2 pseudogenes are annotated in these 911 nt (G+C 64.8%); both read left to right on the top strand.

The features are described from left to right. Positions 1–262 (top strand): annotated as a pseudogene (locus I5W_RS17440) (methyl-accepting chemotaxis protein); the annotation flags it as partial. Between the two features lie 15 nt (positions 263–277). Further along, positions 278–911 (top strand): annotated as a pseudogene (locus I5W_RS17435) (chemotaxis protein CheW); the annotation flags it as partial.

The raw sequence follows: 911 nt of genomic DNA, 5'->3' as shown, positions 1-911 counted from the left end.
TGCGGCAGGCCTTGCAGAACAGGCGGCACGCCTGAGCCAGACGGTCGGCGTATTCCGCCTGGATGCCAGCCACGCACCGGCACCGGTGGTGGCCACCCCCACCCGCACAGCGGCACTGCGCGGCAAGGCAGCACGCGATGTCACCCCGGGTCGCCCGGCCCTGGCAGCAACCCGTACCAAGATCATCGCCGGGCCGACCAAGGATGCCTCGAGCAAACGCCAACACGACAGCGCCGACCACGGCGACTGGGAACAATTCTGACCCTTTGAGGATGCTATGGATGCCTTTCAAAAAGAGATCGACGAACGCACCAACCTGACTTCCAGCAACAAGTTCGAGCTGCTGCTGTTCCGCCTCGGCACCCCCGATGGCAGCACCGACAAACCCGGCGAACTGTACGGCATCAATGTCTTCAAGATCCGCGAGATCGTCCCGATGATGGACATCACGGCCGCCGCCGGGATGCGCTCGCCGATGCTGGGCATGGTCAACATCCGCGGCCAGGTGATGTCGGTGGTGGACCTGCCGGCGGTGGCTGGCTGCAAGCCCGGCAATGGCATGAACATCCTGCTCATCACCGAGTTTGCCCGTCATACCCAGGCCTTCGCGGTGGAGTCGGTGGAAGAGATCGTGCGCCTGGACTGGAGTCAGGTCTTGCCGGCCGACTCCAACGCCTCCGGCAGCGTGGTCACCAGCATCGCCCGGCTCGACTCGGCCCAGGATGGCGGCCGCCTGGTGCAGGTGCTGGACGTGGAGCAGATCCTCAACATGGTCTCGCCGGTCAAGGAACAATTGCAAAGCCCGCCGCCCGGGCATACCGAACTCAAGCTCAAGCCGGTTCGGTGGTGCTGGGCGCAGACGACTCGCGCATGGCGCGCGCCCTGATCGAGCAATGCCTCAAAGACCTCAA

This window comes from Herbaspirillum sp. B65 (assembly GCF_000333555.1).
In the GTDB taxonomy this organism is placed as follows: domain Bacteria; phylum Pseudomonadota; class Gammaproteobacteria; order Burkholderiales; family Burkholderiaceae_D; genus Herbaspirillum; species Herbaspirillum rubrisubalbicans.
This window is presented reverse-complemented; position numbering and strand designations above follow the sequence as displayed.